Raw genomic sequence first — 25,583 nt, forward strand, 5'->3', positions numbered from 1 at the left:
CGCGCGTTACGACAGGCGCGTCGGATCGCCGAGTTCGACGTTCAGTGCGATCGCGGCCTTCGCGAGTTTCTTCGCCTGCGCGGCGGTGATCTCGTCGCCTTCGCGCAGGTCGATCGTCGCCATCTCGTACTTGCCGCCCGCCTTCATGCGTTCGTCGAGGTCGCGCAGGCGCTTGCCGCGCCAGAAACCGAACAACACGCGCGCGTCTTCCGCGCGGATCAGCAACACCGGGCCTTCGTGGAAGTACACGAGGTGGCCCCACTTGATGCGCTCCTCCACCTTGCCCGCGGCGAGCACCGACTTGCGCAGCGTGTCGACGAGCGTCCTGCGCCAACCGGCGATCGCCTGCACGTAGGCGTCGGGGGATTCGGCGGGGACGGTCTTCTTCATCGCCATGTCGCTAGCTCCGGATGCGTTCGACCAGGGCCTGCAGTTCGGGATCGGGCGCGGGCTCATGGCCGAGGAACCACTTCCACAAGCGGTCGTCCTCGCTGTCGAGCAGGCGCAGGAAGGTGGCGCGGTCGGTTGCATTCGACTGACGCCATTGCGTGTCGAGCCAGCGTTCGAGCAACTGGTCGAGTTCGCGCATGCCGCGGCGGCAGCGCCATTTGAGTTTGCGGATTTCGATGTCGTCGTTCATCGCAGGACCTGCCACGCGAGCCAGCCCCACAGCGCGAACAAGACGAATGCGCCCGCGACGTACAACAGGAAGCGATGGATCACTCGGTTGTACGTGCAGTGCACCAGGCTGTGCAGCACGCGCAGCACGACGAAGGTCCACGCGAGACCGAGCGACACCGGCGTGACCAGGCCCGTGATCGCCGCCACGCACAGCGCGGCGTAGAACAACACCGGCAGCTCGAACAGGTTGCGGAAGTTGTCTGACGCACGCGTATCCGTCAGCAGGCGCGCGGATTCCTGCGATGTCGCAACCGCCTGCGCAGCGATGCCCCCGCGATGCAGCTCCGCGAGGCGCAACCAGTACATGCGGACGAAGACGATGAACGTCAGTCCGGCCATGGCGAACGCGGGCTTGAAGATCTCCGCGTCGATCATGTCGATCAGCCGCGCCGCGCCAGCATCAGTTTCTTGATCTCGCCGATCGCACGCGCCGGGTTCAACCCCTTCGGACACGTGCGCGCGCAGTTCATGATCGTGTGGCAGCGATAGAGCTTGAACGGATCTTCGAGGTCGTCCAGGCGCGCGCCGGTGTCTTCGTCGCGCGAGTCGATGATCCAGCGGTACGCCTGCAGCAGGATCGCCGGGCCGAGGTAGCGGTCGCCGTTCCACCAGTAGCTCGGGCAGCTCGTCGAGCAGCAGGCGCACAGGATGCATTCGTACAGGCCGTCGAGCAGCGCGCGATCTTCCTTCGACTGCAGGCGTTCGCGCGTCGGCGCGGCGGTCTGCGTGCGCAGCCACGGACGGATCGACGCGTACTGCGCGTAGAAGTGCGTCAGGTCCGGCACGAGGTCCTTCACCACCGCCATGTGCGGCAGCGGATAGATCGGAACTTCGTTCTTGGTGCAGTCGCTGATCGCGCGCGTGCAGGCGAGCGTGTTGGTGCCGTCGATGTTCATCGCGCACGAACCGCAGATGCCTTCTCGGCACGAACGACGGAACGTCAGCGTCGGGTCGATCTCGTTCTTGATCTTGATCAGCGCGTCCAGGACCATCGGGCCGCAGGTCGCGAGATCGACGTCGTAGGTGTCGACGCGCGGGTTCTGCCCGTCGTCCGGGTTCCAGCGGTACACCTTGAAGGTGCGCACGTTCTTGGAACCGGCGGGCGCCGGGAAGTGCTTGCCCTTGCCGATCTTCGAGTTCTTCGGGAGCGTGAATTCAGCCATGGTCTCTCGTTCCCCCGATCAGTAGACGCGCGGCTTCGGCGGCACGACTTCGACGTCGTCGCTGAGCGTGTACATGTGCACCGGGCGATAGTCGATGCGGGTTTCGCCCGCGTCGTCGACCCAGCACACGGTGTGCTTGTGCCAGTTCTCGTCGTCGCGTTCCGGGAAGTCTTCCCGCGCATGCGCGCCGCGCGATTCCTTGCGGTTCTCCGCCGACACGATCGTGGTCAGCGCCTGGCCGAGCAGGTTCTGCAGCTCGAGCGTTTCGACTAGGTCGGAGTTCCACACCAGCGAACGGTCGCTGACGCGCACGTCGGCGAACGACGCATTGATCTCGCGGACCTTCGCCACGCCTTCGGCCAGCGTCTCGCCGGTGCGGAACACCGCGGCGTCGGCCTGCATCGCGCGCTGCATGTTGTTGCGGATCTCCGCCGTCGGCAGCGAGCCGTTGGCATGGCGCAGGCGGTCGAAGTTGGCGAGCGACTTGTCGCAGGCGTCCTTCGGCAGGTCCTTGTGCGGGCCGTTCGGGGTGATCGTTTCGGCGCAACGATTGGCGACCGCGCGACCGAACACGACGAGGTCGAGCAGCGAGTTCGAGCCGAGGCGATTCGCACCGTGCACCGACACGCACGCCGCTTCGCCGATCGCGTACAGGCCCGGCACCACGGCGTCGGGGTTGCCGTTCTTCAACTGCACGACTTCGCCGTGGTAGTTGGTCGGCACGCCGCCCATGTTGTAGTGCACTGTCGGGATGACCGGGATCGGTTCCTTCTCGACGTCCACGCCCGCGAAGATCTTCGCGCTCTCGGCGATGCCGGGGAGCTTTTCGTGGATGTCCTTCGGATCCAGGTGCGTCAGGTCGAGGAAGATGTGGTCCTTCTGCGGGCCCACGCCGCGGCCTTCGCGGATCTCGATGGTCATCGAACGCGACACGACGTCGCGCGAGGCGAGGTCCTTCGCGTTCGGCGCGTAACGCTCCATGAAGCGCTCGCCATTGCTGTTGCGCAGGATGCCGCCTTCGCCGCGCACGCCTTCGGTGATCAGGCAGCCCGCGCCGTAGATGCCGGTCGGGTGGAACTGCACGAACTCCATGTCCTGCATCGCGAGGCCGGCGCGCAGCGCCATGCCGCCGCCGTCGCCCGTGCAGGTGTGCGCCGAGGTCGCGGAGAAGTACGCGCGGCCGTAGCCGCCAGTCGCCAGCACCACGCCCTGCGCGCGGAACAGGTGCAACGTGCCTTCGGCCATGTCGAGCGCCAGCACGCCGCGGCAGGCGCCCTCCTCGTCCATGATCAGGTCGAGGGCGAAGTATTCGATGAAGAACTGCGCCTTGTGCGCGAGCGACTGCTGGTAGAGCGTGTGCAGGATCGCGTGGCCGGTGCGGTCGGCCGCGGCGCACGTGCGCTGCGCGATGCCCTTGCCGTAGTGCGTGGTCATGCCGCCGAACGGACGCTGGTAGATGCGGCCGTCTTCGGTACGCGAGAACGGCACGCCCTGGTGTTCGAGTTCGATGATCGCGGGGATCGCCTCGCGGCACATGTACTCGATCGCGTCCTGGTCGCCCAGCCAGTCCGACCCCTTGATGGTGTCGTAGAAGTGGAAGCGCCAGTCGTCTTCGCCCATGTTGCCGAGCGCGGCGGAGATGCCGCCCTGCGCCGCGACGGTGTGCGAACGCGTCGGGAACACCTTGGTGAGGCAAGCCGTCGACAGGCCCTTCTGCGCGAGCCCGAAGGTCGCGCGGAGGCCGGCGCCGCCGGCGCCGACGACGATCATGTCGTACTTGTGTTCCTGGATCTTGTAGGCAGTGGTCATGTCAGGCGCGTCTTTTCGTCAGGCCGTCAGCGCGATGCGGACGAGCGCGTACACCGACGCGATCGCGCCGAGCGAACAGAGGAAGGTGTTGAGCAGGTGCAGCGTCACTTCGACCGCGCGCGTGTGCACGTAGTCTTCGATCACGACCTGGATGCCGAGCTTGGCGTGCCAGAACATCGCGAGCACGAACCCGGCGAGCAGGATGCCGTTGGCCGGTTCGCGGAGCATCGCGATCGCGTGCGCCGCATCGTGGCCCACCATCGACAGCAGCAACCACAGCAGCCACGGCACCAGCAGCGCGAGCGCGACCGCGGTGACGCGCTGGACCCAGAAGTGTTCGGTGCCGGTCTTGCCGGACCCCAGGCCGCGTGCGCGGGCGAGCGGCGTGCGCAGGTCGTTCATCACACGCCTCCCATGGCGAGGAACCAGAGCGCTGCGGTCAGCACGAAGGTCAGCACGAACACGGTCCAGCCGGTCTTGTAGACCGAGGGGATGTCGTAGCCGCGGCCCGTATCCCACAGCAAATGGCGGATGCCGTTGAGCAGGTGGTACATCAGGCTCAGCGAGAACCCTGCGGTGAGCAGCAAGCCGAGCGGCGAGCCGACGCAGCGCATCGCGGTGTCGGCGGATTCGCCGCCGCGCGAGAGCATCACCAGCCACCATGCGAAGCCGAAGGCGCCGGCGACGAGCGCGATGCCCGTGGCGCGGTGCAGGATCGACATGGTCATCGTGATCTGCCAGCGATACACCTGCAGGTGCGGTGACAGGGGGCGTTCGCGGGTCGCCATGGGGGGCTCGTCCTTCAATTCGTCAGAAATCGATGCAGCGACCGTTCTTTTCCCAATCGCCGTAGCGCGTGGGGTCGGGGCCCTTGCGCCCGCCGATCTCGATCGGCGGCTGCGCGGGTACGTCGTCCGGTGGGACGTCCGAGGTGCCTTCGCGCGGCGAGGCTGCACCATCGGGCAGCGCTCCGGCGTCGGAGGAACGTTCGGATTGACCTATGATTCGCGGCGTCACAACCCGTGAAGTTTAAGTCCCGCCACGGATGTCTCACAACCCGCAGCCCGAAAGCCCCTGGTTCGCCCTGCCCGGCCATCGCGTGATCGCGCTGGAAGGCCGCGACGCCATCGCCTTCCTCCAATCGCAGTGCATGAACGACGTGGAGGCCGCGCCCCCGGGTCGCTGGCAATGGAACGGGTGGCTCACCCCGAAGGGGCGCGTGATCGCGCTGTTCGCGCTGGCGCGCATCTCGGCCGAAGCCGCATGGCTCATCGTCCCCGACGCCGACGCCGATGCGCTTGCCGCACAGTTGCAGCGCTTCGTGCTGCGCCGCCAGCTCGTGATGAAGGTGCTCGACGAGATTCACGTCGCGGGCCGCTTCGAAGCGCCGGAGAAGGCCGCGGGCGCGAGTTTCGCCGGCACGCCGGAGGACGGGATCGAGTTCGACCTCACCGGTTTCGGCCTGCGTCGCACGTTGCGCATCGCGGCGGGCCATTCGGCGCCCGTGGATGAAGAAGCGGAAATGCGCTGGCGCGCGTCCGACCTGCGCCTCGGCTTCCCGCGCCTGCCCGCTTCGCAGCAGGAACAGTGGACGCCGCAGATGTTGTCGCTCGATCGCCTGCACGCCTTCAGCGTGAAGAAGGGCTGCTATCCGGGCCAGGAGATCGTCGCGCGCACGCATTTCCTCGGGCAGGTGAAGCGCGGGCTGACGATGTTCGAATGCCCGAACGAACCGGAAGTCGGCGCGAACGTCGACGTCGGCGCCGCACCGCTCGGCCAGGTGGTCAGCAGCGCGCGCAACGGTGAAGGCTGGATCGCGCTCGCGGTGTTGCCCGTCGAGCGCCCCGAAGCGGTGGTCGCCACGAAGGGCATGGCGTTGCGAGAGCGCGCGCTGCTCGCGGGCCTCGCGCGCTGAGCTCGCGGTCCTCGCGCGCTGACACGCATCGCGCGTGGCGCCGTAGCGCTTATTTCTTTTTCTTCGACGCAGGCTTCGACGGCGCCGGCGGTGCACCACCGGCGAGTTCACCGGCCGCCGCGACGATGTCCTCGTCCTTCGGAATCACCAGGAACGCAGCGCCCGCGAGCGGCGTGAACGTATCGGCGCCCACGACGCGCTTGAACGGCCGCGCCGCATAACCGCCTTCGACGATCGCGGTGATGATCCCCTCGCCCACGCCCGCGCTGCGGCGGCCTTCGTCGACGATGAGGATGCGCTTCGCGTTCGCGGCCTGCGCGCGGATGAAGGCGTCGTTGAGCGGCACCAGCCAGCGCAGGTCGACCACGCGCGTCTTCCAGCCGTGTTTGGCTTCGATCTGCTTCGCTGCGCGCAACGACATCGGCACGCCGTTGCCGAAGGTGAAGATCACCAGGTCGTCGCCGTCGCCGTAGACGCGGCCTTCGCCGAGTTCCATCGCCTCGTCGGGCTTCGGATACTCGGTGAGCCAGCCGCCGTCGCCGGCTTCGTGCAAATCCTTCGTCATGTACAGCGCGATCGGTTCGAGGAGCGCGCACACGCGTCCGTCGACCTTCGCCAGCGCCGCGAGCGTGCGCAGCATCGTCGCCGCGTCGTCGCCGCGCGACGGGCAACCCACCACCAGGCCCGGGATGTCGCGCAGCGCGGTGATCGAGTTGTCGTTGTGGAAGTGCCCGCCGAACCCGCGCTGGTAACCGAGCGAGGCGATGCGCATCACCATCGGGTTGCGGTACTGGCCGTTGCTGAAGAATTGCAGGCTCGCCGCTTCGCCGCGGATCTGGTCACACGCGTTGTGGAAGTACGCGAGGTACTGGATCTCGGGGAACGGCAGCATCCCCATGTTCGCGTAGCCCTGCGCGAGGCCGAGGATGATCGTCTCGTCGAGCAGCGTGTTGAACACGCGCTTGCCGGAGAACGCCTTCTGCAGCCCCTTGGTCACCGTGTACACGCCGCCCTTCAGCGCGACGTCCTCGCCGAACAGCAGCGCCTCGGGATACTTGGCGAACAGATCGTGCAGCGCGTTGTTGATCTGGATCGCGAGGTGGCGCGCGGGTTGTTTCTCCGGCAGCTTCGCTTCGCCGCCGAACACCTGCTCGCGACGCGCGTCGTCCGCGCAACGCGCGGCTTCCTTGCGCACCGCATCCGGCGTGTACGGCGCGAGCGGCGCCATCACGTCTTCGAGCTTCGTCAGGCGCGGGCGGCTGTCCGCGTCTTCCGCCGCGGCGAAACACTTCCTGCGCGTGTCTTCGTACAGCGCGTTGAGTTCGTCCTTCGACATCAAACCCGACTGCAACGCGATCGCCGCCGAACGCAACAGCGGATCGGTCGCTTCCACCGCGCACAACTCTTCGATCGAACGCCATTCGATTTCGAAGTCGGTGCCCGCATGGCCCATGATGCGCGTCGTGCGCAGATGCAGGAACGTCGGGCGACGCGTGCGGCGGCAATGTTCGACCGCGGCCTGCACCTGGCCGTAGCCTTCGGCGAGATCGAGGCCGTCGGCGTAGAAGTAATCGAGGTCCTTGCGGTCGCGGAAGTTCTGCGCGACCCAGCCGGTCGGCGTCTTCACCGAGATGCCGATGCCGTTGTCTTCGCACACGAACAGCACGGGCGCCGGCAGCTTCTGGTACGAGGTCCACGCGGCGGCGTTGAACGCGGTCTGCGCGGTCGCATGGTTGCTCGACGCATCGCCGAACGAGCACACGACGATGCTGTCGTCGGGAATCGGAAGTTCGTGGCCGATGCGCGGCCCCTGCTCGATCGCGAGCGCGGTGCCCAGCGCCTTCGGCAGGTGCGAGGCGATCGTCGAGGTCTGCGGCAACACCCACAATGGCTTGCTGCCCCACACCTTGTGGCGGCCGCCGCTCGCCGGATCCTCGGCGCTCGCCGCGAACGAGAGCGCCGAATCCATGATCGGATCAAGCTTTTTGCCATCAGTGCCCGGCAACTTGCGGAAACGCTCGGCCATGAAGCCGCCCGAACGGTAATGCAGGAACGCAGGATCGGTGTGGCGCGTCAGGCGCGCGACCATCGCGTTACCTTCGTGGCCGCTGGAACCGATCGTGTAGAAGACCTTGTTCTGCACGCGCAACACGCGCGCCATCAGATCGAGATGGCGCGAGATCAGCTGCGACTCGAACAACTCGCGGAAGCCCTGCGCATCGAGCGCGCTGCCGTCGAGGATCGCATCGCCCGGCGCGGGCTTCGCATCGACGGCGCCGTCCCAGTCGCGCACGAACTCCTGGAAGTTGACGTCGCAGATCTCGGCGCGGTTGAGGCCCTTCATGCGGGCGGGGATGGGCTTGGCGGACACGTTCATGGGGGGAAGCTCCGGGTGGCTCAAACGCTCGCGGCGATGCGCGCGCGCACTTCGTTGTCGTTGTCGGGCAGCGCGACGAACTTCGGCGTCGCACGCACGCGTTCGATCCACGCGTTGATCGCGGGATACGAAGCGAGCGACACACCGCCCTCGTCGGCGACCGCGGTGTAGGCGAACAGCGCGATGTCGGCGACGCCGTAATGCGCGCCGGTGAACCAGTCGTGCGATGCGAGATGACGTTCCATCACCGCGAGCGCGGCGTGCGCGCGTTCGCGCAGGCGCGGCAGTTCGGCGCGACGCGGCGAATCGATCGGCGTCCAGCCGCTGATGAAGCGCGCGACCGCGACGTAGGGTTCGTGGCTGTATTGCTCGAAGAACATCCACGACAGCGCCTGCGCGCGTTGCCAAGCATCGCTCGGCACGAACGATGTGCCGTCGGCGAGCCAGCACAGCATCGCGTTGGATTCGGTCAGCACCGCGCCGTCCTCGCGCACGAGCGCGGGGACCTTGGCGTTCGGGTTGATCGCGAGGAATTCGGGCGAATGCGTCGCGCCGATGTCGCTGCGCACTTCCACCCAGGTGTACGGGCGACCGAGCTGCTCGAGCAGCAGGCGCACCTTGTGGCAATTGCCCGACGGCGAGAAGCCGTGGACGGTCACGTTGTCCTTCATCCCGGGCGCGCTCATTTCGGTTGCTTCCTTGCGAACCATTCCTCGCGCGACTGGCCCCAGATGTCGATCGGCACTTCCTCGAACGGCGCGGGCAACTTGCCCGGCCCGAGGTTGCGCGAACCGAGGCGGCGCGCGAGTTCCTGCGAGGCGAGGTTCTCCGGATCGATCGAATGGATCACGTTGCTCCAGCCGAGGGTGTCGAAAGCCCAGTCCATCGCCGCGCTCGCCGCTTCGACGCCGTACCCCTTGCCCCACGCGGCGCGACGCAATGCCCAGCCGATTTCGGTGCCCGGCCAGCCTTCGGGCTGCCACGGGCCGATGTTGCCGATCCATTCGCCGCTCGATTTTTCGATCACGGCGAACATGCCGAAGCCCTGCAGCACCCACGCGCCGGGCATCTGCAGGAACTTGCGCCACGCGGCCGCGCGCGGCGACGTGCCGCCGATGTAGCGGCACGCCTCTTCGTCCGCCTGCAACTCGGCGAAGTACGGGAAGTCTTCCTCGCGCTGCACGCGCAGCAGCAGGCGCGGGGTTTCGATGCGGGTGTCGAGCCTGGACACGCGACCCCCGGTCGTCAGAACGCGTTGATGCCCGTGAGCTCGCGGCCGATCACCAGCTGGTGCACGGTTTCCGTGCCTTCGTAGGTGATGACCGATTCGAGGTTGAGCGCGTGACGGATGGCGCCATGCTCGGTGGTGATGCCGGCGCCGCCGAGCAGGTCGCGGCATTCGCGCGCGATGTCGATGGCCATGCGGCAGTTGTTCCACTTGGCGAGCGACACCTGCGCGGGCTGCATCGTGCCGGCGTCCTTCAAGCGACCGAGCTGCACGACGAGCAACTGCGCGAGCGTGATGCGGCGCGCCATCTCGGCCATCTTGATCTGCGCGCTCTGCGTCGCCGCCACCGGGCGGTCGAACAGGATGCGTTCCTTGGTGTAGTGCAGCACTTCGTCGAGGCACGCGATGGCCGCGCCGATCGGGCCCCACGTGATGCCGTAGCGCGCCTGCGTCAGGCAGCCGAGCGGACCCTTGAGGCCCTTCACGTTCGGCAGGCGGTTGGCTTCCGGCACGCGCACGTTGTCGAAGAACAGCGCGCTGGTCACCGACGCGCGCAGCGACATCTTGTGCTTGATCTCCTGCGCGGCGAAACCGGCCATGCCCTTTTCGACCACGAAGCCCTGGATGCCGTCCTCGGTCTGCGCCCACACGATCGCGATGTCGGCGAGGTTGCCGTTGGTGATCCACATCTTCGAGCCGTTGAGGACCCAGTCGTCCCCGTCGCGCCTGGCGTTGGTCTTCATGTTGGCCGGATCGGAACCGCCGTGCGCTTCGGTCAGGCCGAAGCAGCCGATCACCTTGCCCGCGGCCATGTCGGGCAGCCAGCGCATGCGCTGCTCTTCGGTGCCGTAGGCGTAGATCGGATACATGCACAGCGACGACTGCACGCTGACGAAGCTGCGGATGCCGCTGTCGCCGCGTTCGAGTTCCTGGCAGATCAGGCCGTAGCTGACGGCGTTGAGGCCGGCGCAACCGTATTTCTCGGGCAGCGACGAACCGAGCAAGCCGAGTTCGGCGATCTCGCCCACGAGTTCGCGCGGGAAGCGGCCCTGGTCGAAGGCGTCGCCGATGATCGGGATCACGCGCTCGTCGGTGAAACGGGCCACCGTGTCCTGCACGGCGCGCTCCTCGTCGGTGAGCAAGGAACGGACGTCGTACAGATCGTAGGGATGCAGGGCCATGCGGGCTTCGTCGACGAGGGGGCGGAGCCGCGCATTGTAGGTAAAAAAACGGGGCCGGATCGCTCCGGCCCCGCTGGGAATGTTGATGCTTTGGCTTCTGGAACAGTGGCTCGGGGGTTTCCCCTCGCGGTTAACCGTTTTCGTTGCTGCCCGACGCCGAGGCGACCTGGGTGACGACCTGGCCGTCGATGACCGGCAGGCGCGCGCCCGGCTTGTCGTCCATGCGCACGGTGCGCTGCTGGCCGTCATAGCTGTAGGTCACGTCGTAACCGACCGTACGGTCCTCGGTGCCCAGCGAGATGCGGCTGCCCGGCTTGTCGCCCGTGCGCATCGTGCCGGTGGTGCCGTCCGGATTGCGGTAGGTGACGTTCCAGGCGACCGTCTTCGACGACGACGAGGTCGAGGTCTCGGTGTGGCACTGGCGATCGGTGCGCTGCGTCACCTTGCCGCCGACGTGGCGCTTGTCGATCTCGCGACCGGCGAAGCCACCCGCCACCGCACCGGCCACGGTCGCGGCCTTCTTGCCGTCGCCGCTGCCGACCTGGTTGCCGAGCAGGCCGCCGACGATCGCACCGGCGACCGTGCCGCCGACGTTGCCGTCGCGCTCCGGTGCGCGCTCCTCCACCACGACGTCCTGGCAGACCTCGCGCGGCGTGGACGTGGTGCTGGTTTCCTTGATCGGCTCGGTGCCGATGACCTGCGCGTACAGCTTTTCCTGCTTGGTGATCGGCTTGACGTCGACCACGTCCGCGTACTCGACGCGGCCGCTGGCCGGCACGCCGGTCTCGTCGAGCGCGGCGTCGTCCGCCGCGGTCGCGGTCGTGAGCGAGGCCGGCGGCGCGACGTCGGTGGCGACGTCCGACTTGTCGCGATTGTTCATGAAAGCCGCGGTGGCGACGCCGCCCACGAGAAGCGCGGCGAGGGCAACGGCGAGGGTGTTGTTCTTCAACATGAGCGGGCCTCCTTGGGCCTTTGTTGCGGCTTGCCGGCGCATCCACCGCCGGCTTCGGGATGAATTCCAGCACGGCTTCCCTGAACGAAGCCATGCGAAATTGACGGGTTTTTAACCGAATCGTGAAGCGCGGCACGCTAGCTGCATGCTCGTGCTAGCGTTTGCGTGAAGACGTGGCGCCAGGAGCGCACACCATGCCCAACCCATTGGTCGCACCGGTTATCGGATTCCTCTCGAAGTTGAGTTTCCCGCGTCTGTTCGCCGTGACCGCGGCGTTGTTCGCGTTCACCACCCTCTTCCCCGATCCGATTCCCTTCGTCGACGAAATCCTCCTCGGCCTCGGCACGTTGTTGTTCGCGAGCCTGCGCAAGCGCAAGGAACCGGACGTCATCGACGCGCCGAAGCGCTGATGCAGACCGACGTGCACGCGCTCGTCGACACGCACTGCCACCTCGACGTCCCCGAGTTCGACGCCGACCGCGACGATGTCGTCGCGCGCGCACGGGCCGCCGGCGTGACGCGGCAGATCGTGCCGGCGATCGAAGCCGCAACGTGGCCAGGCCTGCGCGATGCGTGTGCGCGGGACGACGGCCTGTTCCCCGCCTACGGCCTGCATCCGCTGCTGATCGCCTCGCATCGCGACGAACACCTGCGCGCATTGCGCGACTGGATCGAACGCGAACGTCCGGTCGCCATCGGCGAATGCGGCCTCGACTACTGGGTCGAAGACCTCGATCGCGACGTGCAGGCGAAATACTTCGACGGCCAGCTGCAACTCGCGCGCGAATACGACCTGCCGGTCGTCGTGCATGCGCGGCGCGCGGTCGATGCGGTGATGGCCGCGATCAAGCGCGTCGGCCAGCTGCGCGGCGTCATCCACAGTTACGCCGGCAGCGAAGAACAGGCGCGGCAACTGGCCGACCTCGGCTTCCTCGTCGGCATCGGCGGGCCGGTGACCTACGATCGCGCCAACCGCGTGCGTCGTGTCGCCGCCAGCATTCCGCTCGACACGCTGCTGCTGGAAACCGACGCGCCCGACCAGCCGAACAGCGACCGTCGCGGGCAGCGCAACGAACCGGCGTGCATCACGCGCGTGCTCGAAGTGATCGCGGAGCTGCGCAACGAAGACCCGGCGGTGATCGCACACGCGACCACGCAGAACGCAGAGCGCCTATTCGGTCTTCCGCGGCTTCAGTAACAGTTCCATCGCACGCCCCACCGCGGCGAACGCGAACGCGCCGGTGACGTGCGTCGCCGCACCGAGCCCCGCGCCGCAATCGAGTTTCAACGCCGCGTCGGCATCGAGTTGCGGGCGCACGCCGCACACGCTGCCGTCGGCCTGCGGATAGCGCACGTTCTCCAGCGAGTACACCGCCGACACGCCGAAGTAGCGGTCCTTGCTGCGCGGGAAGTTGAACTCGCCGCGCAGCTTCTTGCGGATCAGCGAGAGCATCGCGTCGTGTTCGGTGCGCGACAGATCGCGCACGCGCACCTGCGTCGGATCGGTGCGACCGCCCGCGGAGCCGACGGTCACCATCGGCAACTTGCGGCGCCGGCACCACGCGATCGAGGTGACCTTCGTGCGGAAGCTGTCGCACGCATCGAGCACGAGGTCGAAGTTGCGGTCGAGCATCGTGTCGAGGTTCGACTGGGTCAGGAAGTGCGCGACCGGATCCACGTCGATCCGTGGATGGATCGCGCGCACGCGTTCGGCCATCACCTCGGCCTTGTTGCGGCCGTAGTTGCCGTCGAGCGCGGGCAACTGGCGATTGGTGTTGGACACGCACAGGTCGTCGGCATCGACGAGGGTGAGATGCCCCACGCCGCTGCGCGCGAGCGCTTCGGCCGCCCACGCGCCGACGCCACCGAGGCCGATGACGGCCACGCGGCGGGAGTCGAGGCGTTCGACCGCCCCCTTGCCATAGAGCCGGTCGATGCCGGCGAATCGTTCGCGGAGATCGTGTCGCATGGGGACGCATTCTACGTTCTGCTACCCTCGCGCCCACATCCACGCAGGAGCACGGACATGGCAGGCACCGGGGCGCGTTACTTCTTCCTCTTCCTGGTCGGGCTGGTGATCGGCGCGGTCGCCTCCGTGATGGGCATGCGCGCGCTGCAGGCGCGGCAGGATCCGTTCCCCGATGCGCTCATGCACGTGCAGCAGTGGCACCTCGGCCAGTTGAAGACGAACCTCGAAGCCAATCGCTGCAACGCGACCGACACGCTCCCGCACTTCGCCGCGCTGCGCTCCACCGCCGACGACATCGAAGCCGCGTTCCCCGAGAACCGCGACGACGCGCGCTTCACCAAGGCCGCGGGCGGCCTGCGCGCCGCGCTCGACGATGCGCGCGCCAATCCGCCGCTCAACTGCCCGTCGCTCGGCAAGACGATGGAAACCATCGGCGGCGCGTGCAAGGCATGTCATCAAGACTTCCGTGGATGACATCAGCGGTCGAGTCGACGCTGCTGAATCGCGATTAAGCCGAACCTGCATCGACGCGCGAAAACCCCGCGCGTTTGATGCGGTGTTCATCGTGCGGCCCACAGCATCGGTGGCGGACAACACCGACAGGAGAGTCGCATGAACAAGCACGTTCTCTTCGCAGCCGCGATCGCCACGCTCACGCTGGCAGGTTGCGCATCGACGTCGCCCTCGTACGGCACGTCGGATCCGTACAACAACAACTATCCGCCGCCGGCCAACGCGACGTGCTACGACTGCGGCACGGTCACGCGCATCGACGCGGTCGGCGGACAGCCGCGCAGCGGCGCCACGGGCGCGGTGCTGGGCGGCGTGGTCGGCGGTGTCGCGGGTCGCGAACTCGCCGACGACTCGAGCAAGGGCCGCCAGAACACCGCTACCGTCGCGGGCGCCGTCGCCGGCGCGGTCGCCGGTGCAGCGATCGAGAAGAACATGGCGGACAAGGGGGCGAGCTACAACGTCTACGTCCGCATGGACAACGGCAACACCGTGACCTTGAACCAGGTCGATGTCGGCGGCATTCGCGAAGGCTCGTACGTGCGCGTCTACAACGGTCGCGCCTGGTCGCGCTGAGCCCAGGGCCTCGCGCCTTCACAAACCTTCATCCTTCATCGGGCCGCCCCGCGCGGCCCGTTTTTTTGCGCGGTCGTCACGCCCGCCCGATGCATATGGCCGAGGCAGCCATGCTGCGGCGCAGGATGCGGGGAGCCCCGCGCAGGCCTAAGGTCGGCCGTCCGCGCCCCCGCGCGGACTTGCGTTTCTCCCTTTCCACTTTCCGGGGGTTCCACTCGCATGAAACTGTCCCTGAGCACCACCGTGGCCGCGACCGCGGTCCTCGCAGGCGCCGTCGCCGCAGTCACCGCCGCACCGAAGTCGGCCGGCGTGAATCCATTGCAGGTCAGCATGGTTGCCGTGGGTGTCGACAGCGTCGATATCCGGATCACCAACACCAGTCGCCACGCGGTGCGCCTGCCGAAGTGGCAGCTGCCCTCGGACGTGACCGAAGCGAAGCTGTTCCAGGTCAGCCGCGACGGCAAGCCGGTCGCGTACGAAGGACCGATGATCAAGCGGGGTTTGCCGACCTCGGCGGACTTCAAGGTGCTGCGTCCCGGCGAAACGTATCGGGCCGTCGTGAACCTCGCGGGTGCCTATGACCTGGCGCAGACCGGGCAGTACACCGTGGCGTTCGCATCGCCGCTGCAACATGCCTCGCTGTCGAGCGGCGAAATGCTGCGCGAACGCACCGGCATCCCGATGATCGCCAAGTCCGCGCCGCTGCGCTTGTGGGTCGAAGGCAAGGGCCCGGTCAAGAACGGGAAGAAGCCCGGCACCGGCGGCACCGTCGTGAACGGCGTGAGCTATGTCGGTTGTTCGTCGACGCAGATCAACACCGCGGGCAACGCGGTCGTCAGCGCGCGCAACTACACCGAGAACGCGAAGGGCTACCTCAACGCCGGCACCGTCGGCGCGCGTTACACGACGTGGTTCGGCGGGTACACCTCGAGCCGCTACAACACGGTGCAGCAGCACTTCGTTTCGATCGACGCGGCGATGGACCAGAACGCCGGCCAGGTGAAGATCAACTGCGGCTGCAACCAGAACTACTACGCGTACGTGTATCCGGCGCGCCCGTACGAGATCTTCGTGTGCCGCGCGTTCTGGAGCGCGCCGCTCACCGGCACCGACTCGAAGGCCGGCACGCTCGTGCACGAGATGAGCCACTTCAACAACGTCGCGGGCACCGACGACCACGTGTACGGCCAGACGGGCGCCAAGCAACTGGCGATCTCCGATCCCGCCGCGGCGGTCGACAACGCCGACAGCCACGAGTACTTCGCGGAAAACACGCCGTCGCAGAACTGACGGACGGCGCAAACAAAAAACCCGGCCGCGAGGCCGGGTTTTTTCATGCACGCATCGCTGCGTCGGTTACATCGGCTGGACCTGGTCCGCCTGCAGGCCCTTCTGGCCCTGCACGACGACGAAGGAAACCTGCTGGCCTTCCTTCAGGCTCTTGAACCCCTGGCTCTGGATCGCGCGGAAATGCACGAACACATCGTCACCATTTTCGCGGCTGATGAAACCGAAGCCCTTGGCATCGTTGAACCATTTCACGGTCCCGTTTTCGCGGTTCGACATCGGTGGTGCTCCCTCGGCGGTTGGTGGCTCGCCGGGGTCCGGCGAAACTCAGCGGCCGCAACGTACGCCCGGCCCCGTGAAAATGCAACGGGCGTGAATAGGCCGTAGAACGGCCAGAATCTACCGTCCGGCGGATACCGCCCCAACGAGGATCACGATGACCACGCACGCCCTGCTTTACGCCCTCGCCGCCCTGCTCGTCCTCGTCGGCCTGGCCGGTGTGGTGCTGCCTGCGCTGCCCGGTTTGCCCCTCGTGTTCGCGGGCATGTTCCTCGCGGCGTGGGCCGGCGGGTTCCAGGAGATCGGGCCGATCCCTCTGGTGGTGCTCGGCTTGCTGACGCTGGTGTCGTTCGTGGTGGATTTCTGGGCGACGGCGCATGGGGCCAGGCGCGTCGGCGCGAGTCGCAAGGCCTTGGTCGGCGCGGTGCTCGGCACGTTCGCGGGGTTGTTCTTCGCGCCCATCGGCTTGTTCGTCGGACCGTTCGTTGGCGCGTTGATCGGGGAGTTGTGGCACGGCCGCGAATTCCGCCGCGCGGCGAAAGTCGGCTTCGGCACGTGGCTCGGCATCGTGATCGCGATCGTGCTCAAGCTCGGCCTCGCCTTCACGATGATCGGGGTGTTCGCGCTCGCCTGGTTCTTCTAGCGCATTCACGCTTCGCGCGCAGCCGCTTGATTACGGTCGTCGCTCCCTCGTCCACGGTGCGCGCGATGCGCTGGAGCTGGAAACGCATGCTGACCGTCATCGTCGTCACCGCCGTGGTGACTGGCCTGCTCGTCATCATCGGGCTCAACTTCGCCACGCCGGAAAAACAGCTCGAACGCAAGGTCGACCACCATTACGCGGTGTCCGACCCGCAGTTCCGTCGCGAGATGGGCGTGCTGTTGGGGCCCGCGATCCTGCCGGGCAACACGATCAAGGATCTGCAGAACGGCGACGAGATCTTCCCCGCGATGCTGGAAGCGATCCGCGGCGCTCGGAAGACGATCAGCTTCGAGACCTACATCTATTGGGAAGGCGACGTCGGCAAGCAGTTCGCCGATGCATTGTCCGAGCGCGCGAAGGCCGGCGTGCAGGTGCACGTCACCATCGACTGGGCCGGCAGCTTCAGCATGGAAGAAGACCAGCTGAAGGAAATGGAAGACGCGGGCGTGCAGGTGCAACGCTATCGCCCGCTGCACTGGTACAACCTCGCGCGCCTCAACAACCGCACCCATCGCAAGCTGCTGATCGTCGACGGGCGCACCGCGTTCACCGGCGGCGTTGGCATCGGCGATCCGTGGCGCGGCAACGCCGAGGATCCGGATCACTGGCGCGACATGCATTTCCGCGTCGAAGGGCCGGTCGTCGCGCAGTTCCAGGCGGCGTTCAACGACAACTGGATCAAGACCACCGGCCGCGTGCTCAACGGCACCGACAACTTCCCCGCGCTGACGCCGGTGAACGGCATGGACGCGCACATGTTCATCAGCTCGCCCAACGGCGGCAGCGAGAGCATGCACCTGATGTACCTGATGGCCATCGCCGCGGCCGAGCAAAGCATCGACCTCGAAGCGGCGTACTTCATCCCCGACCAGCTGATCACGACCGCGCTGCTCGAAGCGCGCAAGCGCAACGTGCGCATCCGCGTGATCGTGCCCGGCGAGAACACCGACTCCGACGCGGCGCGCCATGCCTCCAGGCGCGACTGGGGCCCGATGCTGAAGGCCGGCATCGAGATCAGCGAATACGCGCCGACCATGTTCCATAACAAGATGCTGATCGTGGACAAGGAAGTCGTGTCGGTCGGCTCGACCAACTTCGACCTGCGCAGCTTCCGGCTCAACGACGAAGCGAGCCTCAACGTCTACGACAAGGCCTTCGCCGAGCGCATGACCGAGATCTTCGAACAGGACCTGGGCAAGTCGAAGCGCTACACCTACGAAACGTGGGAGAAGCGCCCCCTGAAGGAGAAGTTCATGGAGACCTTCGTCCTGCCGATCAAATCGCAGTTGTAGACTGTCGGGCATGACCCGATCGCTCTTCGCGCGACTCGCGCTCGCTTTCACCCTCGCCTTAGCCTTCCAGGCGGCTTCCGCCGCCGTCACGGCGCCCGCCCCGTCCGCTTCGCTGCGACCGGCCATCGATGCGCAGGACCAGCTGCTGGGCAGGCGCCTGGAAGCACGCCTCGCGTCGCAACCGACGCTGCACGACGTCGAAGCGAGCGTGGTGAACCGCACCGCATTGCTGCACGGCGCGGTGGTGACGAAGGAAGACATCGAACTCGCCGGCGCGATCGCGGCGCAGACGCAGGGCATCGAGAAGGTCGAGAACCGCGTGGAGCTCAGCACGCGGCTGTCGGACCGCTTCGAAGTCGCGATGCAGGCGGTCACCGAGAAACTCGTGCGCCTGGTCGCGGCGACGCCGTTGCTGCTGATCGCGCTCGCACTCGTGCTGCTGTTCTCGTGGATCGGCAGCATGCTGTCGCGGCGCATGCGCTGGATGGCGCGCGTGCACAGCAACAACCCGTACATGGAAGGCCTGCTGCGGCGGATCGTGCAGTGGGCGATCACGCTGATCGGCATCCTGATCGCGCTCGACCTGCTCGGCGCCTCGTCGCTGGTCGGCGCGGTGCTCGGCTCGGCGGGCGTGATCGGCCTCGTGCTCGGCTTCGCGTTCAAGGACATCGCCGAGAACTACATCGCCGGCATCCTGCTCAGCCTGCGCAGGCCGTTCTCGCCGGGCGACCACGTGGTGGTCGATCGCGTGCACGAAGGCCGCGTGGTCGCGCTCACCTCGCGCACGACGCTGCTCATGACGATGGACGGCAACCAGGTTGCGCTGCCCAACGCGCTGGTGTTCCGTTCTGTGGTGCTCAATTACACCGAGAACCCGAAGCGCCGCTTCGATTTCGTCGTGCCGCTGGATCCCAACGCATCGGTCGGCGACGCGCAGCGCCTGGGCCTGGAAGCACTGCGCGGCATCGAAGGCGTGCTCCCCGATCCGAAAGCCTCGACGCTGATCTCCGAATACCTGCACGACCAGATGAAAGTGCAGTACATGGGCTGGGTCGACCAGCACAAGAACAGCGTGCAGCGCGTGCGCAGCGAAGCGATGCGCGCGGTGAAGGCCGCACTCGACCGCAACGGCGTGCGCCGCGCAGGCACCGCGCCGCCGCCCGCAATCCTGCCGACGCCCGCACCGCAGGAACACCCGATGCACGTCGACACCTCCGCCGACAAGGAAATCGACAAGCAGCTCGCCGAAGCGCAGCGCAAGTCCGAAGACCAGAACCTGCTCGACGACAAGAATCCTTCGACGCCGAGCTGAGTACGTCGAGGGGAATGGGGGCGCGGAGTGATTGAACGACGGCACGACGCGTGCACGCCTATGTACCCCCGCCGGTCCTGGCAAGCGCCATCCATGGCCAGCCAAAGACCGTGCGCAAAACCCTCCTGGTTTTGCTCGGGGGTCCATAGGCATGCACGCGTCGTGCCTCACCTCCCCTCCCGCGCCCCCATTCCTCCCACCGTTCGAAGCGAACAGCAACGGCGAAGAGCGAAAAGCGAAAAGCGAAAAGCAAAACAGGGGTCAGAGCACTATTCCTGTGGAAATAGTGCTCTGACCCCTGTTTTGCCCTTCGGCTGGTGTTGCGCTTTTGACTTGGGAAGGTTGGAGAAGCGCAGGCATTGATGCGGGAGTGCGGAGGGGTGTGCATGCGCATATCCCCCGCAGAGCACGGCCATGGATGGCCGTGCGCCCGGGCTTTGGCTGGCCATGGATGGCGCGGCCAGGCCCGGCGGCGGGGGATATGCGCATGCACACCCCTCCGCCCTTCTACCCCGCGCGATGCCCGCGCTTTACCGACGTACTCAAGCGACGACGACGGGAATCTTGCCGATGCGCGCCTGCCATTCGCGCGGCCCGGTCTGGTGCACCGACGTACCGGAAGAATCGACGGCGACGGTGACAGGCATGTCCTGCACGGTGAACTCGTAGATCGCTTCCATGCCGAGGTCGGCGAAAGCGACGACCTTCGAAGCCTTGATCGCCTTCGACACGAGATACGCCGCGCCGCCGACCGCCATCAGGTACGCGGAGCCGTGTTTGCGGATCGCCTCGATCGCCGCCGGGCCGCGTTCGGCCTTGCCGACCATGCCGAGCAGGCCGGTCTGCGCGAGGACCTGTTCGGTGAACTTGTCCATGCGCGTGGCGGTGGTCGGGCCCGCGGGGCCGACGACTTCGTCGCGCACCGGATCGACCGGGCCGACGTAGTAGATGAAGCGACCCTTCAGGTCGACCGGAAGCTGTTCGCCCTTGTTCAACATCTCGACCATGCGCTTGTGCGCGGCATCGCGACCGGTCAGCAGGTTGCCGCTGAGCAGCAGCACTTCGCCCGGCTGCCACGACGCGACGTCTTCCTTCGTCAGCGTGTCGAGGTCGACGCGACGGCCCTTCGACGCGTCGTAGGTGAGCTTCGGCCAGTCCTCGAGCGACGGTGGGTCGAGCATCACCGGGCCGCTGCCGTCGAGCACGAAGTGCGCGTGGCGGGTGGCGGCGCAGTTGGGGATCATCGCGACCGGCAGGTTCGCCGCGTGCGTCGGGTAATCCTTCACCTTGATGTCGAGCACGGTGGTCAGGCCACCGAGGCCCTGCGCGCCGATGCCGAGCGCGTTGACCTTCTCGTACAACTCCAGGCGCAGTTCCTCGGCGCGATTGGACGCGCCGCGCTGCTGCAGTTCGACGATGTCGATCGGCTCCATCAGCGATTCCTTCGCCAGCAGCATCGCCTTTTCGGCGGTGCCGCCGATGCCGATGCCGAGCATGCCCGGCGGGCACCAGCCGGCGCCCATCGTCGGCACGGTCTTGAGGACCCAGTCGACGATCGAATCGGACGGGTTGAGCATCGCGAACTTCGACTTGGCCTCCGACCCGCCGCCCTTCGCGGCGACGATCACTTCGACCGTGTTGCCCGGCACGACCTTCACGTTGACCACGCCGGGCGTGTTGTCCTTCGTGTTGGTGCGCTTGCCTGCGGGGTCGGCGAGGACCGAGGCGCGCAGCTTGTTGTCGGGATGGTTGTACGCGCGGCGCACGCCTTCGTGGACCATGTCCTCCACGCCCATGGTCGCATCACTCCAGCGCACGTCCATGCCGATGGTGAGGAACACCGTGACGATGCCGGTGTCCTGGCAGATTGGCCGGTGGCCTTCGGCGCACATGCGCGAATTGATCAGGATCTGCGCGATCGCGTCCTTCGCGGCCGGGCTTTCCTCGCGCTCGTACGCGGCGGCGAGGTTCCGGATGTAATCGACGGGGTGGTAGTACGAGATGTACTGGAGGCCGTCGGCGATCGACGTAATGAGGTCTTCCTGGCGGATGGAGACCGGGCCGGCAGGACGGGAAGCATTGGAAGCGTGGGTCACGGGCGTGGGGCGGCAGTACGAAAGACCGCCGATTCTACAAGGCACGGCTCTGCGGGCGCCGTTCCGATGGGCCATGTCTCCCGCACGAGTCCCTTCCGGGGCGCATTAAACCTTGCGGCCGGTCGTTGCATCGGAGTGAGTATGCTGACCTCCGCCGTGACCGAATGGACACCACACGCCACCCCAGCGCCCGTCCAGGCCGCCCCCGCGGAGGATGTCGATGGCGCGTTGGTGCGCGCGGCGGGACGCGGCGACGCGACCGCCTTCGAGGCGCTCTATCGCCGCCATAGCAGTCGGGTCCACGGCGTGATCCTGCGCCTGGTGGGCGGGCACGCCGGTCGCGCCGAAGACCTCACGCAGGAAGCCTTCGTCCGCGCCTGGCAGGCCCTGCCCGGTTACCGCTTCGAAAGTGCGTTCACCACGTGGCTGCATCGCCTCGCCGTGAACACCGCGCTGATGGAACTGCGCGCGCGCCGCAGCCGGCCCCAGGCCAGCGACGACGAGGACGCGCTCGACCAGCTCGGCACCACCGACTCGGCCGGCCACATGACGGCCCTGACGATGGACCTGGAACGCGCGGTGGCCACCCTGCCCCCGCGGGCCCGCGCGGTGCTGGTGTTGCACGACGTGGAAGGTTGGAAACACGAAGAGATCGCCGCCGAACTCGGCATGGCGGTCGGCAGTTCGAAAGCCCAGTTGCATCGCGCGCGCGGCCTGTTGCGCACGCGTCTTGGAGGTCACCATGAACACTGATCCGCGCAACGACGAACAGCTCGACGACGCGCTGCGCTTCCAGTTGCGCGCGCTGCGGCAGGACGTCGCACCCGCGACCGACCTGTGGCCGTCGATCGCCTCGCGCATCGCCGCGACCCCGCAGGTCGCGCCGGCGCCGATGCGTCGATCGTGGCGCCCGCTCGCGCCGCTCGCCGCGGCCGCGTCGCTCGCGCTCGCGGTCGGCATCGCGTGGCAGGTGCGTCCGCCGACGTCGCCGATCGCCCAGTCCGTGCCCGTGCAGACGCGCATCATCGCCCGCGAAGCCGAAGCGATGACGCTCGAATACCAGGCCGCGCTGAAGGAACTCGACTTGCTCGCGCCGCCCGCGGCGAAGGCCGCGCCGGAACTGCAGGTGCTCGACCAGAGCGCCGCGCAGATCCGCACCGCGCTGGCCCGCGATCCGAACGCGCGCTTCCTGCTCGACCGATTGCAAAGCACCTACACGCGACGCCTGGAACTCACCCAGCGCATCGCACGCACTTCGTTCGCCACCTGACATGAACAAGACGATGGCGACCGTTCGCAACGCTTTTACCGGAGACACCCCGATGACCCGCAAGCTGCTCACCCTCTCCCTCCTGGCCGCGTGCATGGCCGCATCCACGGCGTGGGCCGCCACGCCGATCAACGAAACTCGTCCCCTCGGTTCGCGCGGCACCGTGCAGATCGAAAACCTCAAGGGAAGCATCCAGGTGCGGACCTGGGACAAGAAGGAAGTCCATGTCGGCGGCACGCTCGGCAAGGGCGTGGAAAAGCTCATCGTCGAAGGCGACGAGAGCGACCTGCTGATCAAGGTCGAATATCCGCGTGGCCGCAGCGGCTGGCACGGCAACAACGACAACACCGAGCCGACCGACCTGATCATCAACGTGCCCGTGCTCGCCGAACTGGAGATCGAATCGGTCTCCGCGACGGTCGACGTGGTCGGCACCGCCGGCGTGTCGTTGTCGATCGACAGCGTCAGCGGCGACGTGGTCGTCGCCGGTGCGCCGCGCGAAGCCGACATCGAAAGCGTCAGCGGCGATCTCACGCTCACGCTGAACTCGCGCGACGTCAGCGCTTCGTCTGTCAGCGGCGACGTGCGCCTGCGCGGCAAGCTCGACGGCGAACTCGACGTCGAAACCGTCTCGGGCAACATCGACGCCGACAGCAACGGCCTGAAGCTGCGCCGCATCGACGCCTCCACCGTGTCGGGCGACGTGCGCGTCCGCGCGGGCCTGCAGGACGGCGGTGAAGTGAAGGCCGAATCGGTCAGCGGCGACCTGCACCTGGTCATGCCGAAGAACCTCTCGGCCAACGTCTCCGCCGAAACCTTCAGCGGCGACCTCGACGCCCCCGGCGCGAAGGTCGAGCGGCCGAAATACGGCCCGGGCGCCAGCTTCGAGCACCGTTATGGAAGCGGCAGTGGCCTGATCCGCATCGAAACCTTCTCGGGCGACGGGGAACTTGTCCTCGAATGAGGGGTCACACCCCTCGCACCTGATCAGGGTGTACGCATGAGCCGGGGCACCCCCCACCCGGCATCGGGGCGCGGAGAGCAACCGCGCCCCTTTTTTTTGCCTTCATCACCTGCCGGCCGTGACACTGGGGAATGGCCGAGCTTCCGCCGTCCCCGAACCCGCGTACCGGCAACCCGAGCCTGCGCGAACGCGTCGGCGCGTTGCGCAACCTGCCACCGTTCCTGCGCGAGATCTGGGCGACCAGCAAGGCGCTGACGATCACCAGCCTCGGCCTGCGCCTGGTTCGCGCGCTGCTGCCGATCGCGATGCTCTGGATCGGCAAGCTGATCATCGACGAAGCGGTGCGCCTGGTCGGGCAAGGCCTCGGTTTCGAATCGTTCATCGACGCGTGGCATTCCGGCGCACTCGATCACCTCGTGTTCCTGCTGCTGGTGGAGTTCGCGTTCGCGATCGCCTCCGACCTGCTCGGCCGCATGGTCAGCTACGCCGACGCGGTGCTGACCGAGATGTTCACCAACGCGACGAGCGTGCGCTTGATGGAGCACGCGGCGACGCTCGACCTCGAGGACTTCGAGGATCCGGAACTGCAGGACCGCCTCGATCGCGCGCGCCGGCAGACGATGGGTCGCATGAACCTGCTCAGCCAGTTGTTCGGGCAGGCGCAGGACATGGTGACGGTGATCAGTTTCGCCGCGGGCCTGCTGATCTACGCACCTTGGCTCATCGCGCTACTCGCGATCGCGCTCATCCCCGCGTTCGTCGGCGAGTCGCACTTCAATGCGTTGAACTACTCGTTGAACTTCCAGTGGACGCCGGAACGCCGGCAACTCGAATACCTGCGCCAGATGGGCGCGAGCGTCGAGACCGCGAAGGAAGTGAAGATCTTCAACCTGCACCGCTACTTCATCGCGCGTTATCGCACGCTGGCGGCGCAGTTCCTCAAGGCCAACCGCAGCCTCGCGCGACGTCGCGCGATGTGGGGCACGGTGCTCGCCGCCTTCGGCACGCTCGGCTATTACCTGGCGTACGCGTACATCGCATGGCGCACGGTGAAGGGCGACTTCAGCATCGGCGATCTCACCTTCCTCGCGGGCAGCTTCCGACGCTTGCGACAGTTGCTCGAAGGGTTGCTCGTCGGGTTTTCGCAGGTCGCGGGCCAGGCGTTGTATCTCGACGATCTGTACTCGTTCTTCGAGATCCAGCCGGAAATCCGTTCGAAGGCCGACGCAGTATCGATCCCGCGACCGATCGCGCGCGGCTTCGTGTTCGAAGGCGTCGGCTTCCGTTATCCGGAAGCCGAACGCTGGGCGCTGCGCGGCCTCGACTTCGAACTGCGCGCGGATGAAGTCCTCGCGCTCGTCGGCGAAAACGGCGCGGGCAAGACCACGCTCGTCAAGTTGCTCGCGCGCCTGTACGACCCGGACGAAGGCCGCATCCTGCTCGACGGCCGCGACCTGCGCGACTACGACCTCGACGACCTGCGCGCCAACATCGGCGTGATCTTCCAGGACTTCGTGCGCTATCACCTCACCGCGGCGGAGAACATCGGCGTCGGGCAGATCGAAGCGATGGAAGATCGCGTGCGCATCGAAGACGCCGCGCGTCGCGCCTACGCCGATGAAGTCGTCGCGACGTTGCCGCACGGCTACGACCAGGTGATCGGCCGCCGCTTCCGCACCGGCGTGGATCTGTCCGGCGGACAGTGGCAGAAGATCGCGATCGCGCGTGCCTACATGCGCGATGCGCAGGTGATGATCCTCGACGAACCCACCGCTGCGCTCGATGCGCGCAGCGAGTTCGAAGTCTTCCAGCGCTTCAAGGAACTCTCGCACGGACGCACGGCGGTGCTGATCTCGCATCGCTTCTCCAGCGTGCGCATGGCCGATCGCATCCTCGTGCTGGCCGAAGGCCGGCTCGAAGCGAGCGGCACGCACGAGCAACTGCTCGCCCAGGGCGGGCGGTACGCGGAACTGTTCGAACTGCAGGCGGCGGGGTACCGTTAGGGGCCGGGATTCGGGA

At 67.0% G+C, this 25,583-nt stretch carries 28 protein-coding genes and 1 pseudogene; 13 read left to right on the plus strand and 16 right to left on the minus strand.

Annotated features, from left to right (window positions below):
• Positions 1 to 6: 6 nt before the first annotated feature.
• The 8 genes and pseudogenes from LK996_RS01520 to LK996_RS16655 all read right to left on the minus strand — a co-directional run.
• The gene (locus LK996_RS01520) at positions 7 to 396 is read right to left on the minus strand and encodes a DUF1801 domain-containing protein (protein ID WP_230525412.1); all 390 of its coding nucleotides are present in this window, start codon (positions 394 to 396) and stop codon (positions 7 to 9) included.
• Between the two features lie 4 nt (positions 397 to 400).
• Positions 401 to 640, minus strand: a complete 240-nt coding sequence (locus tag LK996_RS01525; RefSeq protein ID WP_230525413.1) for an FAD assembly factor SdhE — start codon at positions 638 to 640, stop codon at positions 401 to 403.
• The gene (locus LK996_RS01530) at positions 637 to 1,056 is read right to left on the minus strand and encodes an MAPEG family protein (protein ID WP_230525414.1); all 420 of its coding nucleotides are present in this window, start codon (positions 1,054 to 1,056) and stop codon (positions 637 to 639) included. The genes LK996_RS01525 and LK996_RS01530 overlap by 4 nt, the downstream gene beginning before the upstream one ends.
• Positions 1,057 to 1,061: 5 nt before the next feature.
• Positions 1,062 to 1,844, minus strand: a complete 783-nt coding sequence (locus LK996_RS01535; protein ID WP_230525415.1) for a succinate dehydrogenase iron-sulfur subunit — start codon at positions 1,842 to 1,844, stop codon at positions 1,062 to 1,064.
• A gap of 18 nt (positions 1,845 to 1,862) precedes the next feature.
• Entirely contained in the window at positions 1,863 to 3,653 is a 1,791-nt protein-coding gene (gene sdhA, locus LK996_RS01540) for a succinate dehydrogenase flavoprotein subunit (protein WP_230525416.1), read from the minus strand.
• Between the two features lie 18 nt (positions 3,654 to 3,671).
• Entirely contained in the window at positions 3,672 to 4,055 is a 384-nt protein-coding gene (gene sdhD, locus LK996_RS01545; RefSeq protein ID WP_230525417.1) for a succinate dehydrogenase, hydrophobic membrane anchor protein, read from the minus strand.
• Complete coding sequence (gene sdhC / locus LK996_RS01550; RefSeq protein ID WP_230525418.1) at positions 4,055 to 4,441, minus strand: succinate dehydrogenase, cytochrome b556 subunit; 387 nt, start codon at positions 4,439 to 4,441, stop codon at positions 4,055 to 4,057. Before sdhC ends, sdhD begins: the two co-directional genes overlap by 1 nt.
• Positions 4,442 to 4,463: 22 nt before the next feature.
• Positions 4,464 to 4,541: pseudogene (locus LK996_RS16655) on the minus strand (DUF1674 domain-containing protein); the annotation flags it as partial.
• Positions 4,542 to 4,698: 157 nt separating this feature from the next.
• Here LK996_RS16655 and ygfZ point away from each other — a divergent pair.
• On the plus strand, positions 4,699 to 5,568 hold the full coding sequence (gene ygfZ, locus LK996_RS01560; protein WP_230525420.1) for a CAF17-like 4Fe-4S cluster assembly/insertion protein YgfZ: 870 nt from the start codon (positions 4,699 to 4,701) through the stop codon (positions 5,566 to 5,568).
• Between the two features lie 49 nt (positions 5,569 to 5,617).
• On the opposite strand, the gene LK996_RS01565 is transcribed toward ygfZ, so the two are convergent.
• The 5 genes from LK996_RS01565 to LK996_RS01585 all read right to left on the minus strand — a co-directional run bounded on the left by LK996_RS01565 (position 5,618) and on the right by LK996_RS01585 (position 11,306).
• The gene (locus tag LK996_RS01565; RefSeq protein ID WP_230525421.1) at positions 5,618 to 7,945 is read right to left on the minus strand and encodes a thiamine pyrophosphate-dependent enzyme; all 2,328 of its coding nucleotides are present in this window, start codon (positions 7,943 to 7,945) and stop codon (positions 5,618 to 5,620) included.
• A 20-nt stretch (positions 7,946 to 7,965) separates the two neighbouring features.
• Complete coding sequence (locus tag LK996_RS01570) at positions 7,966 to 8,616, minus strand: glutathione S-transferase family protein (protein WP_425493727.1); 651 nt, start codon at positions 8,614 to 8,616, stop codon at positions 7,966 to 7,968.
• An 11-nt stretch (positions 8,617 to 8,627) separates the two neighbouring features.
• Positions 8,628 to 9,176 carry a GNAT family N-acetyltransferase gene (locus LK996_RS01575; RefSeq protein ID WP_230525423.1) on the minus strand — a complete coding sequence of 183 codons (549 nt, stop codon included), beginning with the start codon at positions 9,174 to 9,176 and terminating at the stop codon, positions 8,628 to 8,630.
• 14 nt (positions 9,177 to 9,190) lie between these two features.
• Positions 9,191 to 10,354 carry an acyl-CoA dehydrogenase family protein gene (locus LK996_RS01580; protein WP_230525424.1) on the minus strand — a complete coding sequence of 388 codons (1,164 nt, stop codon included), beginning with the start codon at positions 10,352 to 10,354 and terminating at the stop codon, positions 9,191 to 9,193.
• Positions 10,355 to 10,484: 130 nt separating this feature from the next.
• Positions 10,485 to 11,306 (minus strand): glycine zipper 2TM domain-containing protein, encoded by an 822-nt coding sequence (locus tag LK996_RS01585; protein ID WP_230525425.1) that lies wholly within the window; start codon positions 11,304 to 11,306, stop codon positions 10,485 to 10,487.
• A 194-nt stretch (positions 11,307 to 11,500) separates the two neighbouring features.
• Between LK996_RS01585 and LK996_RS01590 the strand changes: the two genes are divergently transcribed.
• Positions 11,501 to 11,716, plus strand: a complete 216-nt coding sequence (locus LK996_RS01590) for a DUF6116 family protein (RefSeq protein ID WP_230525426.1) — start codon at positions 11,501 to 11,503, stop codon at positions 11,714 to 11,716.
• Positions 11,716 to 12,504 carry a TatD family hydrolase gene (locus LK996_RS01595; RefSeq protein WP_230525427.1) on the plus strand — a complete coding sequence of 263 codons (789 nt, stop codon included), beginning with the start codon at positions 11,716 to 11,718 and terminating at the stop codon, positions 12,502 to 12,504. Before LK996_RS01590 ends, LK996_RS01595 begins: the two co-directional genes overlap by 1 nt.
• On the opposite strand, the gene LK996_RS01600 is transcribed toward LK996_RS01595, so the two are convergent.
• Positions 12,478 to 13,275 (minus strand): tRNA threonylcarbamoyladenosine dehydratase, encoded by a 798-nt coding sequence (locus LK996_RS01600; protein ID WP_230525428.1) that lies wholly within the window; start codon positions 13,273 to 13,275, stop codon positions 12,478 to 12,480. The two genes, LK996_RS01595 and LK996_RS01600, sit on opposite strands and share 27 nt — an antisense overlap.
• Positions 13,276 to 13,332: 57 nt before the next feature.
• On the opposite strand from LK996_RS01600, the gene LK996_RS01605 reads away from it, so the two are divergent.
• The 3 genes from LK996_RS01605 (at position 13,333) to LK996_RS01615 (ending at position 15,651) form a co-directional block, all read left to right on the plus strand.
• Positions 13,333 to 13,749: a cytochrome c gene (locus tag LK996_RS01605; protein ID WP_230525429.1), complete on the plus strand. Its 417-nt coding sequence runs from the start codon at positions 13,333 to 13,335 to the stop codon at positions 13,747 to 13,749.
• A gap of 138 nt (positions 13,750 to 13,887) precedes the next feature.
• A complete protein-coding gene (locus LK996_RS01610; protein ID WP_230525430.1) occupies positions 13,888 to 14,361 on the plus strand; it encodes a glycine zipper 2TM domain-containing protein in 474 nt (157 codons plus the stop codon).
• Between the two features lie 219 nt (positions 14,362 to 14,580).
• Positions 14,581 to 15,651, plus strand: coding sequence for a M35 family metalloendopeptidase (locus LK996_RS01615; protein WP_230525431.1), 1,071 nt, complete (start codon positions 14,581 to 14,583; stop codon positions 15,649 to 15,651).
• A gap of 66 nt (positions 15,652 to 15,717) precedes the next feature.
• Here LK996_RS01615 and LK996_RS01620 read toward each other — a convergent pair whose 3' ends face one another.
• Positions 15,718 to 15,927, minus strand: a complete 210-nt coding sequence (locus LK996_RS01620) for a cold-shock protein (RefSeq protein WP_230525432.1) — start codon at positions 15,925 to 15,927, stop codon at positions 15,718 to 15,720.
• A 157-nt stretch (positions 15,928 to 16,084) separates the two neighbouring features.
• Between LK996_RS01620 and LK996_RS01625 the strand changes: the two genes are divergently transcribed.
• From LK996_RS01625 to LK996_RS01635, 3 genes are all read left to right on the plus strand, one after another.
• Positions 16,085 to 16,570, plus strand: coding sequence for a DUF456 domain-containing protein (locus LK996_RS01625; protein WP_230525433.1), 486 nt, complete (start codon positions 16,085 to 16,087; stop codon positions 16,568 to 16,570).
• Positions 16,571 to 16,656: 86 nt separating this feature from the next.
• Complete coding sequence (locus LK996_RS01630; RefSeq protein WP_230526802.1) at positions 16,657 to 17,922, plus strand: phospholipase D-like domain-containing protein; 1,266 nt, start codon at positions 16,657 to 16,659, stop codon at positions 17,920 to 17,922.
• Between the two features lie 10 nt (positions 17,923 to 17,932).
• A complete protein-coding gene (locus tag LK996_RS01635) occupies positions 17,933 to 19,234 on the plus strand; it encodes a mechanosensitive ion channel family protein (protein WP_230525434.1) in 1,302 nt (433 codons plus the stop codon).
• 542 nt (positions 19,235 to 19,776) lie between these two features.
• Here LK996_RS01635 and LK996_RS01640 read toward each other — a convergent pair.
• Complete coding sequence (locus LK996_RS01640; RefSeq protein ID WP_230525435.1) at positions 19,777 to 21,330, minus strand: fumarate hydratase; 1,554 nt, start codon at positions 21,328 to 21,330, stop codon at positions 19,777 to 19,779.
• Between the two features lie 141 nt (positions 21,331 to 21,471).
• On the opposite strand from LK996_RS01640, the gene LK996_RS01645 reads away from it, so the two are divergent.
• The 4 genes from LK996_RS01645 (at position 21,472) to LK996_RS01660 (ending at position 25,567) form a co-directional block, all read left to right on the plus strand.
• Positions 21,472 to 22,083, plus strand: a complete 612-nt coding sequence (locus tag LK996_RS01645; RefSeq protein ID WP_230525436.1) for an RNA polymerase sigma factor — start codon at positions 21,472 to 21,474, stop codon at positions 22,081 to 22,083.
• The gene (locus tag LK996_RS01650) at positions 22,073 to 22,600 is read left to right on the plus strand and encodes a hypothetical protein (protein ID WP_230525437.1); all 528 of its coding nucleotides are present in this window, start codon (positions 22,073 to 22,075) and stop codon (positions 22,598 to 22,600) included. The genes LK996_RS01645 and LK996_RS01650 overlap by 11 nt, the downstream gene beginning before the upstream one ends.
• 52 nt (positions 22,601 to 22,652) lie before the next feature.
• Positions 22,653 to 23,564 (plus strand): DUF4097 family beta strand repeat-containing protein, encoded by a 912-nt coding sequence (locus tag LK996_RS01655; protein ID WP_230525438.1) that lies wholly within the window; start codon positions 22,653 to 22,655, stop codon positions 23,562 to 23,564.
• A gap of 131 nt (positions 23,565 to 23,695) precedes the next feature.
• A complete protein-coding gene (locus LK996_RS01660; protein ID WP_230525439.1) occupies positions 23,696 to 25,567 on the plus strand; it encodes an ABC transporter ATP-binding protein in 1,872 nt (623 codons plus the stop codon).
• The last annotated feature ends 16 nt before the right edge of the window (positions 25,568 to 25,583 follow it).

Source organism: Noviluteimonas lactosilytica (assembly GCF_020866925.1).
GTDB classification, from domain to species: domain Bacteria; phylum Pseudomonadota; class Gammaproteobacteria; order Xanthomonadales; family Xanthomonadaceae; genus Noviluteimonas; species Noviluteimonas lactosilytica.